This is a genomic window from Pseudomonas orientalis, from assembly GCF_001439815.1.
In the GTDB taxonomy this organism is placed as follows: Bacteria; Pseudomonadota; Gammaproteobacteria; order Pseudomonadales; family Pseudomonadaceae; genus Aquipseudomonas; species Aquipseudomonas orientalis.
Genome location: NZ_JYLM01000003.1, coordinates 1 through 13,987 on the forward strand (window position 1 = coordinate 1; position 13,987 = coordinate 13,987).

The following is a 13,987-nucleotide window of genomic DNA, read 5'->3' on the forward strand; positions in this document are numbered from 1 at the left end:
ACGCAGGCTTGAATCCGTGGGCCGCCGCAATGGGCCATCCATGGCCCAGTGCGGCTAACCCGGCGTCCTGCCGGGTTGCCCACGGATTCAAGCCTGCGTTCGGCCAGCGTGGTTTAACGGGGCGCCTAAGATCAAAAGCAGATCAAGATCAAGAGCGGCTCGCTGCGCATCGTGGTTAGCGTTGGGCGCTGCAGCGTTGTGTCGACACCCATGGGCATGCCCTCTGTAGGAGCGAGCTTGCTCGCGAAAAACGTCAACGATAACGCGTGCTTTCTGAATGAACGCGGTGCCCGTGAGTTTTTCGCGAGCAAGCTCGCTCCTACAAAAAAGCATTGACTGACTGGATTATGGCGAGCCCCACATTGGCCTTGCTCTGCTCCAGCTCAATCGGCACATGCCAAGGCAGACCGGCGGTTGCCGAGCTTGCGCAAGTGCTCAACCGGTGTGTTTGCCATCGCTTCTTCATGCAGGGCGGTTTCCAGCGCTTCCAAGTGCCGCGAAAGGATCTTTACCGAGCCGCTCGGGTTGGCAGGGTCGAACGGGATCTTGCCGTTGGCGACCAGCACCATCGCCAGCTCCCAGGCCTGCTTTGAGGTGTTCATCACGCCACCTCCCGTTCACGGATGACAACCTTCACACCCTCATTATTGGCCACGCTGGATGCGGGCGTCGGGAAATGCGTGTTGAGCACCCCCAGATGCTCAATCGCCTCACGGAACAGCGCTTCGGCCTTGGCTCGCAGGCGCAGGTACTGATCGAACTTTTCGCTGTCGAAATCGGCGCATTCCAACAGGTCGAATGCGCTGCGGCTGAGGGCGTTGGCCTCATCGAAAAGCTTCTGGTTTTGCTCCATCGCCAGTTGGCGGCAGGCCATCCGTTTTGCGTAGGTGTCGGTGTGGTGCATGGCGTAAATCCTTCTTCAACAGGTTCCGATAAGGCTGTGACCGGCCTGAAAAGCGACGGTATCAATTTGATTGCCCCTGAAATATTGATCAATTCAACGATTCAGTTCCGTCGCAACTATCGTTTTTTTAGATTCAGCGCCTGCCCGCCGAAAAATTCTGAACCCTATGAGCGTCCGGTAAACCTAATGTTTCATAACCGGGAGGTGCACCATGGAAACGACCTATTTCTGGATTGGCCTGATGATCATCCTGCTGTTGCTCGACCTGTGGGTCCTCAACAGCGTGTGGCGTAGCGAACATTCCTCGGGGAGCAAGGCAGGCTGGACCGCCGTGGTGGTCCTGCTGCCGTTCCTGGGGGCGGTGATATGGGCCGTGTCCGGCCCGCGCGGCGTGACCAAGGGGCCGTCTTCGCCGGAGCACAGCAAGGGCTGAAAGAGGGCGGGACATGAGCGAGTCAGGGCCTGACGACCTGCACAGCCGCGACTATCCGGTACGCGAGGATATGGCGTTGCAGCGCAAGGTCTGGCGCTTAGAGCGGCTGGGCTGGTATGGGCTCATCGTTCTGATCGGGCTGACGCTGGCGGGGCTGTTTTCCAAAGGGCCGCTGAGCACCAGCGAAGTGCGCAGCGCCGACGGCCACGTACGCGTCGAATACCAGCGCTTCCTGCGCAATGGCTCTTCCGACGCACTGGTGATCCATCTGCAAGGCCCCGCACGCACCCCACTGGAAGTCGCGATCAACGGCGAGCTGTTGCAGGGCTTCAACGTGGAAATGCTCCAGCCCCAGCCTCTGAAGGCCAGCACGGCGGGCGAGGGCGTGAAGCTGTGGACGCTGAGCGACGATCAAGGGCGGGCGACGCTGTATCTGACCTTGCGCAGTGACGGCGTCGGCAGCTTCGACACCCAGGTCTCGCTGAGCAACGGCGCTACCGTGGACTTATCACAGTTCATTTATCCCTAGGGGGCAATCATGGACTCCGTCCTGCGCGCAGCGGCGATTTACCTGGTGTTGCTGGTCCTGTTCAAAATCGCCGGCAGGCGTTCCCTCGCGGAACTTACTACCTTCGACCTGGTGTTGTTGATGGTGATCGGTGAGGCCACCCAGCAGGCGCTGTTGGGCGATGATTTTTCCCTGACCAATGCCGTGCTGGTGATCGTCACGCTGATCGCCATCGACATTGGTTTTTCATTGGTCAAGCAGCGTTCGCTGTGGTTCTCGCGCCTGCTCGACGGCGGGCCGACCGTAGTGGTCGAACAGGGCCGGGTACTCCAAGAACGCCTCAAGCGCGCACGCCTGGATGAGGACGATATCCTCGAGGCGGCGCGCTCGTCCCAGGGCATTCTCGAGATCAGGCAGATCCGCTTCGCGATCCTTGAGCGCAACGGCAAGATCTCGGTGATCCCTTACGAATGACCCCACCTAGCTCTGCGAACGGCACAAGGATTCGATCAGGCTGATCAACGCATCATGGGTGACCGGTTTGCTGACATGGGTGCTGAAGCCTGAGTCGGCGGTTTTCTTCTGGTCGCTGCTGGCACCGTAGCCTGTCAGGGCAATCGCGGGCACTTGCTTGAGGTGGCCGATCTGCCGCAGTTTCTGCATCAGTTCATGGCCGTTCATTTTCGGCATGCCGATGTCTGAAATAATCAGGTCGTAGGTTTTATCGCCAGCCACTTTCAGTGCGTTCAACGGGTCATTGAACGCACTCACCTCGGCGCCTTCCATTTCCAGCAGCATATTCAACACTTCCAGCACATCTTCTGAGTCGTCGACCAGCAACACCTTAACGCCGCTCAGGCGTTCATCCGATGACTGCGCGGCATCGGCGAAGGGCGGCCGATCCTGCTGTGCGGACAGCGGCAGCGATACCGAGAAGGTGCAGCCAAAGCCCAACCCCTCGGAGTACACGCTGACCGTGCCACCGTGGGCCTCCACCAGTTGGCGCACCAGGGACAGGCCGATCCCCAGCCCTTCGCGCTGATGGGTCTGATGTTGATTTTCCGCCTGCCCGAACAGATCGAAGATCTTCTCCAGGCTGTCCTCGGCGAGCCCGGCGCCACTGTCGATCACGTCCAGCCGCGCGAAGCCCTCGGTCCGGCTGACCATCAGTTGCACGCGGCCGTGTTCCGGAGTGAATTTGAGCGCGTTATTGACCAGGTTCCACACCACTTGTTCGAGGCGCGTCGGGTCAGCGTCGACGAACAAGGCCGCAGGCGCCGTTGGTTTTTGCAAGGTGACCTGGCAGTGATGACCATCAGCGAGCACCACAGCGTGGATATCCTCCAGCGTGCGGATCAGGTCGATGCGTTGTTTTTTCAGCTTGAGCTTGCCGGTGCGCACCCTGGCTACGTCGAGCAGGTCATCGATGATGCGCGCCTGGCTGGAGACCGCCTCGCAGATGGTGTTCACCGCCTTGATCGCCGGGCCCGTGGCCTTGGTGGCCGGCAGGCGCCGCAGCAGCTCGGCATTGAGCTGGATCAGGTTCAGCGGGTGCTTGAGTTCGTGGGACATCACCGCGAAGAATTCGTCCTTGAGGTGGCTGTTGGTCTGGGTTTCCATCAACCGCTGACTCTGCTCATCCTGAGTACGCTTGTGGCCTGTGAGGTCGCGGGCGATCTTGACATAGCCCTGCAGGCTGTTGCCGGTCAGCAGGGTGACTTCGCCGCTGCAATAGAACCGGCTGCCATCCTTGCGCACATGCCAGCGCTCGTCTTCGCCGCGCCCGTGTTCGCGAGCGGCACGCAGCTCGTTTTCGGGGATGCCGGCGGTGCGGTCCTCGGGCGAGAAGATCAGATCGTAATAGGCGCCGAGCACTTCCTGCTTGGCGTAGCCGAAGATCAATTCAGCCCCGGTGTTCCAATCGGTAATGGTGCCGTGGTCATCCAGAATGATGATGGCAAAGTCATGGGTGCTGTCGGCGACCAGGCGCATGCGCTCTTCACCCAGGCGCAGTTCTTCTTCGGCCTGGCGTCGCTTGGTGATGTCGATAAAGGTCAACACCGTGCCGTCGATATGGTCTTCGCTGGAGCGGTAGGGCAGCAGGCGTGCAATGTACCAGCGGTCATCCTTGCTGCTGATTTCACGTTCGATCATGCTCAGCGACTCGAATACCGTCGACGCATCGTCGATCATTTCCGGGTAGGTGAGACGATGGGTGATGTCCATCAGCGAGCGCCCGGTGTCCACCGGCAGCATGTTGAACAGGTCAGTGGCCCGTGGCGTGAACCAGCGGATGCGCATGTTGCGGTCGACGAACACCGTGGCGATATCGGTGGAGGCAATCAGGTTGGTCAGGTAGTCATTGACCTTGTCGGTCTCTTCCACCTTGGTCTTGAGTTCGAAATTGACCGTCAGCAGTTCTTCGTTGATCGACTGCAACTCTTCCTTGCTGGTTTCCAGCTCTTCGGTGGCCGAGCGCAGCTCTTCATTGACCGCCTGCATTTCCTCGTTGGACGCCTTGAGTTCTTCGCTTGAGACTTCGGCCTGCTCGATGGTGTCCTGCAGGTGTAATTTGGTGCGTTGCAGCTCGCGCTCCAGGTTGCTCATTATCTGGCTTTCGGCGTGGCCGATGGCGGTTTCTTCGGCGTGCTGCGGGTCGACTTCGGTCTCCTGGAAAATCACCAGTACATAATCGCTTTCGGTGGCTTCGTCCCGGTAGGGCAGCGCAGCGATATCCACCAGGTACTGCGCGTGATCGCGCTCGATGCGCACTTTGCGCGACGTCACCGCAAGGCTCGATTGCTGGACCTGGAACAGCGTGGTGCGGATATCCAGGCGCAGATCGGGGTGCACCAGGGCCAGCAGGTTGCGGGTCATCTCCCCGGCCACATGGCGCAGGAAGCGGCCCGCGCCTTCGCTCATGTGCAGGATGTCGGCCTGCATATCCACAATCACGCTCGGCGGCGCGGCCTTTTCCAGCGCGCGCAAGTGAATGTCGGCGAATGAAATCTTGTTCGGTATCTTGACCTGTGCCGCCGCGGTCGAAGCGTTCGGGCGCAGGTAGCCACCGCGCGGCATGGTGGGTGCGCGGCGCATGGCCGCTGAACCGGCACGCACGCGAAAGATGCGGTTGCGCTTGTCCACCGGCACGAACAGGTCCAGGCAACCGTCGGCGGACTCCGAGGAACCCAGGAACAGGTAGCCGCCGGGGCGCAACGCAAAGTGGAACATCTGCAGGATGTCGCGCTGCACCTCGCGGTCCAGGTAGATCAGCAGGTTGCGGCACACGATCAGGTCGATCTGCGAAAAGGGCGGGTCACTCAGCAGGCTGTGCTTGGCGAACAGCACCTTTTCACGTATCTCCTTGCGCACCCGATAGTGCTGGTTTTTTTCCTTGGCGAAGTACTGGCGCAGGCGTGGCGGCGGCACGTCGGTAATGATCGCTTCGGGGTAAGCGCCGTTACGCCCATGGTTGATCGCCCGCTCGTCGATATCGGTGGCAAATACCTGCATTTTTGCGTCGCTGGCATCCAGCGCCAGTTGCTCGGCGACCAGCATCGCCAGGCTGTAGGCTTCTTCGCCGGTGGAGCAACCGGCCGACCAGATACGCACCTCTTCGCGTTTGGGCACGCTGTCTTCCAGTGACTTCACCAGGTTGGGAATCACATCGCGTTCGAGCGCTTCGAAAGCCTCGCGGTCACGGAAAAAATTAGTCACGCCGATCAGCATGTCACCGAGTAGCGCCTTGGTTTCTTCCGGGTGCCCCTGGAGGTATTCGTAGTAGCTGGCCAAGTCGGATTGAGCCGTGACCTGCAGGCGTCGTTCAATGCGACGCAGAACGGTGGCGCGCTTGTAGTGCTTGAAATCGTGACCGGTGCTGAGCCGCAGTTGAATCAGAATATCCAGCAGCAACTGCTCGGCTACCGCCGCGTCGCGTTCATTGGCGGGCGGCGTGGTCTTGATCTCGGGGTCGTTGGCGGTGGGCAGGATGATGGACTGGGCGTTGCGCCACAGCTCCAGCAGTTTCTGCGGCATCTCCACCACGGGCAGCACCAGGTCGGCCATCTGGGTTTCGATGGCGGCCAGTGGCATGCCGTCGTATTCCGCGTCTTCCGGCGATTGCACCAGGGTGACGCCGCCTTGTTCCTTGATACGCGAAAGCCCCACCGCACCGTCCGAGCCGGTGCCCGAGAGGATCAGGCAAAACGCATGTTCCTTATGGGTGTCCGCCAGGTCGCGAAAAAACAGGTCGATGGCGATATGCGAACCGCCTTCGCGCGCCGACGGCGCGACGGCCAGATAGCCATCATTCATCAGCAAGTGCTGCGCGGGCGAAATCACATATACCCGGTTCTTCTCGATGGGTGTCGTCTCGTTGACCTGCTGCACCGGCATGCGGGTCGACTCCTGAATGATCTTGTCCGCCACGCTCTGATGATCGGGGGACAGGTGCAGGATCACCACAAAGGCCATGCCGCAGTCCTGGGGCATGTGTTCGAAAAACGCCTTCACCGCCTGCAACCCGCCCGCTGATGCGCCGATACCCACGACTGGAAAGTTCAAGGTGCTGGGGATCAGATCCTTGCGTTGCGGAACGTTGGGCGACCGCGGGGGGGCAGACTTCATAAATACCAACCTTGGTTAACTGCGCACGAGAACAACGTGATCAAGGGCACGAATTCAAAACGGGATGAGAGATAAACGAATAGCGGAATATAGCCGAAAAACGCTCTGCAACAGAACGCTACCCCTTCATTCGATACCCTCAACGGGCGTTCACCCTTCGGTTGAGGGATAGATCGTCGCAAAGGTTTACTCAATCTGACGAGTGGCGCAATGCGCTGGAACGGTCATCCGATTTTCTGAAAATTGCTCTGAACTATCGTGCCCGGCCAACCCTCGCAAGACTATCCACACACAGGAGGGAAACCCGATGACCCACTACCCGAAACCACCCTTCAAGCCACAGCAGCAGCCTGTCCCCGGTGACCAGCGCAAGATGGAGCCGATGCCCGATTGCGGTGAGCAAAGCTACAAAGGCTCGGGCCGGATGGCCAATAAGATTGCCTTGATCACCGGCGCCGACAGCGGTATCGGGCGCGCGGTGGCCATTGCCTTTGCCCGCGAAGGTGCCGACGTTGCGGTGTCGTACCTGGATGAGCATGAGGATGCAAAAGAGACCGCGCGCTGGGTCGAAGCGGCGGGGCGTCAGTGCCTGCTGTTGCCCGGCGACCTTGGCGAGGCGGCGCAGTGCAGCGCCATCGTCAATGACACGGTCAAGCAGTTCGGGCGTATCGATGTGCTGGTCAACAACGCGGCGTTCCAAATGACCTACAAATCCCTGGAAGACATTCCCGACGAAGACTGGGTAAAAACCTTCAACGTCAACATCACCGCGATGTTCCGGATCTGCAAGGCGGCGTTGCCGCACATGGCCGAGGGCAGTTCGATCATCAACACCACCTCGGTCAATTCCGATATGCCCAATCCGTCACTGCTGCCTTATGCGGCCACCAAGGGCGCGATTGCCAACTTCACCGCAGGTCTGGCGCAGATGTTGGGCGAACGCGGGATTCGCGTGAACAGCGTGGCACCCGGGCCGATCTGGACACCGTTGATTGTGTCGACGATGACGGAAGACATGGTCAAGGAATTTGGTGGCAACACGCCATTGGGACGGCCAGGCCAGCCGGTGGAAGTGGCGCCGATCTATGTGCTGCTGGCTTCGGATGAGGGCAGCTATATCTCCGGCGAGCGCTACGGCGTGACGGGGGGCAAGCCGATTCTCTGAACCTGCGCCCCCGCTGACTCAGGCGGGGGCTGCCGACGATGCCGAGTACTGTGCAAATCCAAAATGTGGGAGGGGGCTTGCTCCCGATAGCGGTGTGTCAGTCAACGCTTTATGACTGACAGATCGCCATCGGGGGCAAGCCCCCTCCCACATTGGGTATTGAGTGCTTTCGGATTATTGGTTTACTTCTTCCTCGCGCGGTGAATGCGCATCCACGCTCGATAAGCGGCGGTACGTTTGACTCAGGCGGAGGCTGCTGACGATGTCGGGAACTGTGCAAATCCAAAATGTGGGAGGGGGCTTGCCCCCGATAGCGGTGTATCAGTCAACGCTCTATAACTGACAGATCGCCATAGGGGGCAAGCCCCCTCCCATATTGGGTATTCAGTGCTTTCGGCTTATTGGTTTACTTTTTCCTCGCGCGGTGAATGCGCATCCACTCTCGATAAGCGGCGGTACGCTGTGCGTCTGCCACCTTCTTGGCCTCGGTGAAGCGTGCCCAGGTGGCCGCATCGCCGCTGTAGGATTCGATGATTTTATACGCCAGGGCATCGAGTCGATCCGCTTCGAAAAACATCTGCGTGTTTTGCGCCACCTCGTCGTCCACTGCCTGCCGCTTGGTAAAGCCCAGCACCTGACTGTTCATTATGTAATGCCCTCCGCCCACTGAATGGCTGCCGCACTGCACCAGCGCACGTCCGTAATGCCGTATTTTTCCGCCATCGGCTTGGAGACACGCTTGAGGTTGTTTTGCCCGAACCTGGGGATGACCGCCACGCCGGCATCGCAACTGGCCCAGTGCCATGCTTCAGCATTATTCATGCGCGCCGCGCGCACGATAAAGGACCTGGGCTTGCCGTGAAGCTGATAGTTGATCGTGAATAATTCGCTCTTGTTCATGAGGACTCCCTATGCTCATGAAGTACAGATATTTGACGTCAAAAAAAATTCAAAGAACTTGTCGGACAATGCGATGACGTGCGCGCAGGCTCAATCGTCCACCGTGAAGGTGACCCAGCCTGGCCCGTCAGCCGGGCGTTCCAGCGCTACGATTACACCACCAACGGACGTGCCGCCGGGCAAATTGACCGTGACGAAATTGGGATGACCGGGCCATTGCAACGGGGTGGGAAAATCCACGCGAACAATGGTGGGCTTGCCGCTGCTGGTCATTTTTATATCGACGTTCTCATTCAACACTTCATCATCTTCGGTGCCCAGATGGCGCGAAGCAGTGATTAGGCTGACGGTGCCTTGATGGTCATAGGACATATACGGATTCCTCGTGCGAAGGGCACACATGCGCCCCGATTCTTGTGAGGCAAGCGCCGGCAAATGATCGTTCAATCCAAATGACCGGCTGCTGCCGTCAGTGCTGGTGGTCGGTCTGGGTGGGGTCGACGATCTGGATGATGTTGCCCTGGCGCCAGGCATCCGCACCGGGTGCAATCGGCGGGGCGGGAATGTCGGCGCGGTTGGTCTTCTCCTCGGCGCTGTCGACCCCCAGCCGCTGATCCCGCTCGGCGACCATCTTCGCATCGGCCTGGCCGTCGGCGGTGAACCCCATCATCAATTGCGGCACACCCAGCGGCAGGCGCTTGTGCAGGTCGGTATGCCAGGTGTGCCAGGTCTTGCCGTAGGTGTGCACCAGTTTTTCCATCAACGCGTGTTCGGCCACCTGGGGAATACCGGGGGCGACCAATTGGCCCGATTTCACCTCATGCACATGGCTGTGCCACAACGCCTTTTCCGCCGTGGGCAGCGTGTTGAATAGCTGCTCGCTGATGATGTATTCCACGCCCATCAACTTGGCGTCCTTGCGGTTGCCGTCGTAGATCACGCACTGGATCACCTCCTCGTTGAGGATGGCGCAGTAGTGATGGGCTTCCATCTGCACGTCGGGATGGCCGTTGTAGAAGTGAAAACCGTCCAGGTAGGCATTCAGTGCGTCGATGGGCGGGCGCGATTGCAGCAGGGCGGCGCCGGCGTCGAGGCTGCGCGTGGTGGGGGACTTGGCTGCGCCGGGCGCGACCACGTTCGAGGCTGAGTCGTTGCCGGCGCAGGCGGTCAGCGCGGCAATCGAAATCGCCAGGCACAGCGAATGCAGGGTGGGTTGCAAGCGGGTGATGGTCATTGGGGACTCCCTCCATGAGCGGTTGTAGAGCACATCTAGAAAGCCTGCCGAAGTGGGTGTTCAACCGGATTGATGCACTTGCGTATTCGAAGAAGATTTGTGGAACAACCGCTCGACGTGCCGGGTCACTTTTAATAAGTGTTCAACCCCGCGAATGGAGACCATCCCGGATGCCAAACGACGCCCTACCTGACCACACCGCCTTGACCGAAGCCCACACCATTCCCCACTTGCTTGAGCAATTGCTGCTCGCCCGTGGTCCTGGTGGCCAGGAGGATGAGGTGCGCGCCATTTGCCTGGAGCGCCTGCGTCCGCTCTGCGACGAGACCTGGGTGGACCCTGCCGGCAATGTCGTCGGCCTGGTCAAAGGCGCGCAGGACGATGGCGCGCCCCGGCGTGCGGTGAGAGTCATGGCGCACATGGATGAAATTGCCATGGTGGTCAAGCATGTCGACACCGATGGCACCTTGCGGGTGACCGCATTGGGCGGCGCCAATCCGGTGAACTTCGGCATGTGCCCGGTGGACATACTCGGCGATCACCAATTCATTCCGGGGGTGCTGTCTTTTGGTTCGATGCATGCGACCGGCAATGCGCCTCAGGGCGCCGATGTGCAGTCGGGGGATGTGCACTGGAACGACGTGCATGTGATCACCCGTTGCTCGGTGCAGGCCTTGCGTGAATACGGTGTGCGTCCCGGCAGCCGCGTCACGCTGAGCCGCCATTGGCGTGCGCCGTTTCGGGTGGGGGATGCGACAGCCGCGCATTTTCTCGACGACCGCGCGCCCATCGCCGCCGTACTCCACAGCGTGCAGTGCCTGGATCAGCGCCGGCAGGAACTGGCATGCGATGTGTATTTTGTCTTCACCACCCTGGAGGAAGAGTGCAATGCCGGCGCGATGTATGCGGCGCAGACACTGCCGGGCGATACCACCCTCGCGGTGGAGGTGGGCCCGGTGATGAGCGAGTACGGCACGCGCCTGAGTGTCGATCCGATCATCAATACCGGTGACCTCAAAGGCTATTACACCCGCTCGGTGGTCACCGGCCTGGCGGCTGCCGCGCAACGCAGCGGCTATACGCCGCAATATGCGTTGCTGGTGGACTTTGCCTCGGACGCCAGCGCCGTCATGAGTAACGGCACCTCGGCACGCGGCGGTTGCCTGGCGATTCCAACCGAGAATACCCACGGCTATGAGCTGATTGTGGATGGCGCGATCGAGGCCTGTGCGCTGACCTTGGCCGACTACCTTGCAACCTTTTGAACGCGGGAGACTGTAACGATGGACATAGCCGCTGGCACGATCCACTACCTGAAACAACACCAGATGACCCTGACCAGCGCCGAGTCGTGCACGGCGGGCAAAATCATCACGCTGCTCTCAGAGGTGGCGGGCGGCGGCTCGTGCATCGAAAGTGGTTACGTCGTTTATTCGCCGCAGGCCAAACAGCGCTTGCTGGGCGTACGCGCCTATACGATTGACACGTTCAACCTCACCAGTTGCGAAGTCGCCCGGGAGATGGCCGAAGGCGCGTTGCGTGACAGTACGGCGCAGGTCGCCGTCGCCACTACCGGGCTGCTTGGCCCGGATGACATGGACGGGATTCCGGCCGGGACTATCTGTTTTGCCTGGGCCTATCGAATCGGCAAGACGCTCAGCGTGTTCAGCCGCAAGGAGCGCTTCATGGGGTCGCGCGAAGACGTGCAGCTTCAAGCCGCGCTGCATGCCTTGAGGCGGCTGACGCATTTCCACCAGCGTGCGTTGGCCGGTGAGCGGGGTTAGCGCTCAGTGAGCACTGGCCGCTTCAGGTTTGAGGTCCACTTTTAACAGCAACTCGTCGGTGCCGAACGCCTGGGCATCCACCAGCGCGCCATGATAAGTGTGGTTGTCGGTCTTGATCGAAACATTATGGGCTTCAGTCAATGCTTTCGGCCACGGCCATAGCACCCTTAGCGATAGGCCGTCGCCCGCCTGGGTAATCTGCGCTGTGCAGGCATGGGAGAGCGGATTGACGCCAAACAGCGTGTCTTCAAGAAAATCGATGGTGCAGTGTTGCGAGGGGACAGCAGCGGAATCCGGCATGGGAAGCCTCGTTCTGTTCGTGTAAATGCAGTTAACCGACGGATGAAAGGCGCGACGTTTTTCGCGAAACCACCATATCTTCCAGGATCTCCCGCACCAGCCGGTTGATGCCTGACGCGCCGTGGTAGCGGGCGCGGTTGATATTGGCGATGGTGAATTGATTTGCGTCGGGCGCGAGCACCGTAACGGACAGGCTGCTGTCCGGATTGATCGTGCAGGTGACACGGCAATTGCGCAGCCGCTGTGACAGCGCGCGCTGGATTTGCGCTTTGGTCAACGTGTCCATGGGATCACCGGATAACAGGCCTTGGCGGATGAAGGGTAGCGCAAATATGCCGTGCGTAAATGCTGGCAGGTTAATAGCAAACCATTCGTCAGTCTCATTACCCTTGCGTGGAACGTTCGTGCTCCGGTACTGGCCACATGCATCAAGGGTTGACGACTATTTCCTTCACTCATCAGGTGGTTTTCATGAAGAAGTTTTACATGTGCTTGGGCCTTTGCAGCGTGTTCCTGCTGCATGGGTGTTTCGACAACTCCAATAACACCACCAAGGACAACACCAGTGGAAGCAAGTCTTCGGTGCAGATGCAGGAAGGCAAGGCGGACGAGAGCAAGTAGGCGCCTGGAGCAAAATGTGGGAGGGGACTTGCCCCCGATGGCAGGGCGTCAGTCAATGAAGAGGTGACTGACCTACCGCTATCGGGGGCAAGCCCCCTCCCACATGAATGATCGTTCCCACGCTCCGCGTGGGAACGATCAAAGACATTGGATCGCTGTGTATCAACGCATGTGCAAAATGATCGGGCTGCTGCTTGCCGGGTCGGTATGCCCGCGAAGTTCGCCTACCGCCTGGGCCTCGACCGAGCCGCCGTGGTTGCCCCAGGTGCTGCGTACATAAGTCAGCACCTCGGCGATCTCCTGATCGGACAATTGCTCACGGAACGCCGGCATGCGGTAGGCGTCCGGCAACCCGGCGGCCACCACCCGTTGCGAGCCGTTGAGGGTGATATTGATCGCCGAGGCGCTTTCCCTGGCCAGCGCCGAGGTGGCGCCGGCCAGTGGCGGCATCCACGCCGGCTGGCCCTTGCCGTCCAGGCCGTGACAAGAGGCGCAGCGGGTCGCGTAGGTGTGGGCGCCGGGGATGTCCTGGCGCCTATCGGCCACCTGATACTGCCAGGGCGCGCCATCACGTTGCGGGTCGCCGGGCAGGGACTTGAGATAGCGGGCGATGGCGGCCAGGTCGTCATCGGCCATGAACTGCGTGGAGTTGTTGAACGCTTCGGTCATCGAACCGTAGACCACCGCATGCTGGTTGCGCCCGGTCTTGAGGAACTGCACGATCTGCGCCTCGCTCCAGCGCCCCAGACCGGTGTTGGGGTCCTGGCGCAGGCTCGGCGCGTACCAGCCGTCGAGCAGCGCGCCGGCAAGGAAGGGCGCGCCGGACTGGTCCAGGGCCTTCTCGTTGAATGCCAGGCCACGCGGCGTGTGGCAACTGCCGCAATGGCCGGGGCCCTGGACGATATAAGCGCCACGGTTCCACAACGCGTCCTGGCCGGGGGTGGCCGCATAGGGCGCAGTGGGTGCGAATACGCCATTCCACAGCGCGATGGGCCAGCGCATATTCAGCGGCCAGGGAATATCACTGGGAATATTCACCTGGCTGGCCGGTTGCACACCTTTCATGAAGAACGCATACAGCGCTTTCACGTCGTCGTCGCTGAGCTTCACGTAAGACGGGTAGGGCATCGCCGGATACAGGCGGCGCCCGCCCGGTGCCACGCCGTGGCGCACGGCGCGGTCGAAGTCGGCCAGGCTGTAGCGGCCGATGCCATGGTCGCGGTCGGGGGTGATGTTGGTGGCATGGATGGCCCCCAGCGGCGTGGCCATCTCCAGGCCACCGGCAAACGGCGCTTTGCCCGCCAGGCTGTGGCAGGCCACGCAGTCGCTCAGACGGGCGACATACTCGCCGCGACTGACCAGTGCCGGGTCAAAGCCTGTGGCGTGTTCCTGTTCGAACGGCGAGGCGGGCTCGCGGGTGACGTACCAGGCCAGGAGGCCGGCGACGACCAGGCAGGGCAGCGCCAGCCAGCCTGCGGTTCTTGCGAATCGGCGGTTGTTCATGGGCGTTCC

At 60.6% G+C, this 13,987-nt stretch carries 17 protein-coding genes; 7 read left to right on the forward strand and 10 right to left on the reverse strand.

Annotated elements, in window-relative coordinates:
• Nucleotides 1-383: 383 nt before the first annotated feature.
• Both TU82_RS08095 and TU82_RS08100 read right to left on the reverse strand, forming a co-directional pair.
• Nucleotides 384-602: a hypothetical protein gene (locus TU82_RS08095; protein WP_057721920.1), complete on the reverse strand. Its 219-nt coding sequence runs from the start codon at nucleotides 600-602 to the stop codon at nucleotides 384-386.
• Nucleotides 602-904: a hypothetical protein gene (locus TU82_RS08100; protein ID WP_057721921.1), complete on the reverse strand. Its 303-nt coding sequence runs from the start codon at nucleotides 902-904 to the stop codon at nucleotides 602-604. Before TU82_RS08100 ends, TU82_RS08095 begins: the two co-directional genes overlap by 1 nt.
• A 211-nt stretch (nucleotides 905-1,115) precedes the next feature.
• Between TU82_RS08100 and TU82_RS08105 the strand changes: the two genes are divergently transcribed.
• The 3 genes from TU82_RS08105 to TU82_RS08115 are packed head-to-tail and all read left to right on the forward strand — an operon-like array spanning nucleotide 1,116 to nucleotide 2,319.
• On the forward strand, nucleotides 1,116-1,337 hold the full coding sequence (locus TU82_RS08105; protein WP_057721922.1) for a PLD nuclease N-terminal domain-containing protein: 222 nt from the start codon (nucleotides 1,116-1,118) through the stop codon (nucleotides 1,335-1,337).
• A gap of 13 nt (nucleotides 1,338-1,350) precedes the next feature.
• Nucleotides 1,351-1,866 carry a hypothetical protein gene (locus tag TU82_RS08110; protein ID WP_057721923.1) on the forward strand — a complete coding sequence of 172 codons (516 nt, stop codon included), beginning with the start codon at nucleotides 1,351-1,353 and terminating at the stop codon, nucleotides 1,864-1,866.
• A 9-nt stretch (nucleotides 1,867-1,875) separates the two neighbouring features.
• Nucleotides 1,876-2,319: a DUF421 domain-containing protein gene (locus tag TU82_RS08115; protein WP_057721924.1), complete on the forward strand. Its 444-nt coding sequence runs from the start codon at nucleotides 1,876-1,878 to the stop codon at nucleotides 2,317-2,319.
• 6 nt (nucleotides 2,320-2,325) lie between these two features.
• On the opposite strand, the gene TU82_RS08120 is transcribed toward TU82_RS08115, so the two are convergent.
• Nucleotides 2,326-6,471, reverse strand: coding sequence for a CheR family methyltransferase (locus TU82_RS08120; protein ID WP_057721925.1), 4,146 nt, complete (start codon nucleotides 6,469-6,471; stop codon nucleotides 2,326-2,328).
• A gap of 307 nt (nucleotides 6,472-6,778) precedes the next feature.
• Here TU82_RS08120 and TU82_RS08125 point away from each other — a divergent pair, with 307 nt between their 5' ends.
• Complete coding sequence (locus TU82_RS08125; RefSeq protein ID WP_057721926.1) at nucleotides 6,779-7,636, forward strand: SDR family oxidoreductase; 858 nt, start codon at nucleotides 6,779-6,781, stop codon at nucleotides 7,634-7,636.
• A gap of 406 nt (nucleotides 7,637-8,042) precedes the next feature.
• Here TU82_RS08125 and TU82_RS08130 read toward each other — a convergent pair whose 3' ends face one another.
• From TU82_RS08130 to TU82_RS08145, 4 genes are all read right to left on the reverse strand, one after another.
• Nucleotides 8,043-8,282: a hypothetical protein gene (locus TU82_RS08130; RefSeq protein WP_057721927.1), complete on the reverse strand. Its 240-nt coding sequence runs from the start codon at nucleotides 8,280-8,282 to the stop codon at nucleotides 8,043-8,045.
• Nucleotides 8,282-8,536 (reverse strand): DUF6555 family protein, encoded by a 255-nt coding sequence (locus TU82_RS08135; RefSeq protein WP_057721928.1) that lies wholly within the window; start codon nucleotides 8,534-8,536, stop codon nucleotides 8,282-8,284. The genes TU82_RS08130 and TU82_RS08135 overlap by 1 nt, the downstream gene beginning before the upstream one ends.
• A 90-nt stretch (nucleotides 8,537-8,626) precedes the next feature.
• Nucleotides 8,627-8,908: a hypothetical protein gene (locus TU82_RS08140; protein ID WP_057721929.1), complete on the reverse strand. Its 282-nt coding sequence runs from the start codon at nucleotides 8,906-8,908 to the stop codon at nucleotides 8,627-8,629.
• 97 nt (nucleotides 8,909-9,005) lie between these two features.
• Nucleotides 9,006-9,770: an OBAP family protein gene (locus TU82_RS08145; protein ID WP_057721930.1), complete on the reverse strand. Its 765-nt coding sequence runs from the start codon at nucleotides 9,768-9,770 to the stop codon at nucleotides 9,006-9,008.
• A gap of 170 nt (nucleotides 9,771-9,940) precedes the next feature.
• Between TU82_RS08145 and TU82_RS08150 the strand changes: the two genes are divergently transcribed.
• Both TU82_RS08150 and TU82_RS08155 read left to right on the forward strand, forming a co-directional pair.
• Entirely contained in the window at nucleotides 9,941-11,035 is a 1,095-nt protein-coding gene (locus TU82_RS08150) for a zinc-binding metallopeptidase family protein (protein WP_057721931.1), read from the forward strand.
• Nucleotides 11,036-11,053: 18 nt separating this feature from the next.
• Nucleotides 11,054-11,554, forward strand: a complete 501-nt coding sequence (locus tag TU82_RS08155; protein ID WP_057721932.1) for a CinA family protein — start codon at nucleotides 11,054-11,056, stop codon at nucleotides 11,552-11,554.
• A gap of 3 nt (nucleotides 11,555-11,557) precedes the next feature.
• Here the strand turns inward: TU82_RS08155 and TU82_RS08160 are convergent, their stop codons facing one another.
• Both TU82_RS08160 and TU82_RS08165 read right to left on the reverse strand, forming a co-directional pair.
• Nucleotides 11,558-11,854, reverse strand: a complete 297-nt coding sequence (locus TU82_RS08160; RefSeq protein WP_057721933.1) for a hypothetical protein — start codon at nucleotides 11,852-11,854, stop codon at nucleotides 11,558-11,560.
• Between the two features lie 31 nt (nucleotides 11,855-11,885).
• Nucleotides 11,886-12,140, reverse strand: a complete 255-nt coding sequence (locus tag TU82_RS08165; protein ID WP_057721934.1) for a DUF1652 domain-containing protein — start codon at nucleotides 12,138-12,140, stop codon at nucleotides 11,886-11,888.
• Between the two features lie 185 nt (nucleotides 12,141-12,325).
• On the opposite strand from TU82_RS08165, the gene TU82_RS28885 reads away from it, so the two are divergent.
• A complete protein-coding gene (locus TU82_RS28885) occupies nucleotides 12,326-12,475 on the forward strand; it encodes a hypothetical protein (RefSeq protein ID WP_169794953.1) in 150 nt (49 codons plus the stop codon).
• 162 nt (nucleotides 12,476-12,637) lie between these two features.
• On the opposite strand, the gene TU82_RS08170 is transcribed toward TU82_RS28885, so the two are convergent.
• Nucleotides 12,638-13,978, reverse strand: coding sequence for a c-type cytochrome (locus TU82_RS08170; RefSeq protein WP_057721935.1), 1,341 nt, complete (start codon nucleotides 13,976-13,978; stop codon nucleotides 12,638-12,640).
• Between the last annotated feature and the right edge of the window lie 9 nt (nucleotides 13,979-13,987).

Bases quoted from the DNA above. Each gene is read 5' to 3' on its own strand.
- TU82_RS08095 (WP_057721920.1), bottom strand. From the start codon at position 602: ATGAACACCTCAAAGCAGGCCTGGGAGCTGGCGATGGTGCTGGTCGCC.
- TU82_RS08100 (WP_057721921.1), bottom strand. From the start codon at position 904: ATGCACCACACCGACACCTACGCAAAACGGATGGCCTGCCGCCAACTG.
- TU82_RS08105 (WP_057721922.1), top strand. From the start codon at position 1,116: ATGGAAACGACCTATTTCTGGATTGGCCTGATGATCATCCTGCTGTTG.
- TU82_RS08110 (WP_057721923.1), top strand. From the start codon at position 1,351: ATGAGCGAGTCAGGGCCTGACGACCTGCACAGCCGCGACTATCCGGTA.
- TU82_RS08115 (WP_057721924.1), top strand. From the start codon at position 1,876: ATGGACTCCGTCCTGCGCGCAGCGGCGATTTACCTGGTGTTGCTGGTC.
- TU82_RS08120 (WP_057721925.1), bottom strand. From the start codon at position 6,471: ATGAAGTCTGCCCCCCCGCGGTCGCCCAACGTTCCGCAACGCAAGGAT.
- TU82_RS08125 (WP_057721926.1), top strand. From the start codon at position 6,779: ATGACCCACTACCCGAAACCACCCTTCAAGCCACAGCAGCAGCCTGTC.
- TU82_RS08130 (WP_057721927.1), bottom strand. From the start codon at position 8,282: ATGAACAGTCAGGTGCTGGGCTTTACCAAGCGGCAGGCAGTGGACGAC.
- TU82_RS08135 (WP_057721928.1), bottom strand. From the start codon at position 8,536: ATGAACAAGAGCGAATTATTCACGATCAACTATCAGCTTCACGGCAAG.
- TU82_RS08140 (WP_057721929.1), bottom strand. From the start codon at position 8,908: ATGTCCTATGACCATCAAGGCACCGTCAGCCTAATCACTGCTTCGCGC.
- TU82_RS08145 (WP_057721930.1), bottom strand. From the start codon at position 9,770: ATGACCATCACCCGCTTGCAACCCACCCTGCATTCGCTGTGCCTGGCG.
- TU82_RS08150 (WP_057721931.1), top strand. From the start codon at position 9,941: ATGCCAAACGACGCCCTACCTGACCACACCGCCTTGACCGAAGCCCAC.
- TU82_RS08155 (WP_057721932.1), top strand. From the start codon at position 11,054: ATGGACATAGCCGCTGGCACGATCCACTACCTGAAACAACACCAGATG.
- TU82_RS08160 (WP_057721933.1), bottom strand. From the start codon at position 11,854: ATGCCGGATTCCGCTGCTGTCCCCTCGCAACACTGCACCATCGATTTT.
- TU82_RS08165 (WP_057721934.1), bottom strand. From the start codon at position 12,140: ATGGACACGTTGACCAAAGCGCAAATCCAGCGCGCGCTGTCACAGCGG.
- TU82_RS28885 (WP_169794953.1), top strand. From the start codon at position 12,326: ATGAAGAAGTTTTACATGTGCTTGGGCCTTTGCAGCGTGTTCCTGCTG.
- TU82_RS08170 (WP_057721935.1), bottom strand. From the start codon at position 13,978: ATGAACAACCGCCGATTCGCAAGAACCGCAGGCTGGCTGGCGCTGCCC.